The organism is Nonomuraea sp. LPB2021202275-12-8 (assembly GCF_037044575.1).
Classification (GTDB): Bacteria; Actinomycetota; Actinomycetes; order Streptosporangiales; family Streptosporangiaceae; genus Nonomuraea.
Genome location: NZ_JBAHWD010000193.1, coordinates 1 through 277, shown reverse-complemented (window position 1 = coordinate 277; position 277 = coordinate 1). Strand labels below are relative to the sequence as shown.

Sequence of the window (277 nt, the reverse complement as noted above, 5' to 3'; positions counted from 1 at the left end):
GGCGTTGATGGGCGCGAACATGATGCGCCAGTCGGTGCCGCTGCTCAGAAGCGAGGCGCCGCTGGTCGGCACCGGCATGGAGTACCGTGCCGCGACCGACACGGGCGACATGGTCAGCGCCGAGAAGCCGGGCGTGGTCGAGGAGGTCTCCGCCGACTCCATCACGGTCATGGACGACGACGGCACGCGGACGACGTACCGCGTGGCGAAGTTCAAGCGTTCCAACCAGGGCACGAGCATCAACCAGAGGCCCATCGTCGCCGAGGGCGACCGGGTG

General features: G+C 68.6%; 1 protein-coding gene. It reads left to right on the top strand.

Features of this window, described 5'->3' with window-relative positions:
• Positions 1-277, top strand: a 277-nt coding sequence (locus V5E28_RS49345) for a hypothetical protein (protein WP_336217236.1), incomplete at both ends; no start/stop codon positions are given.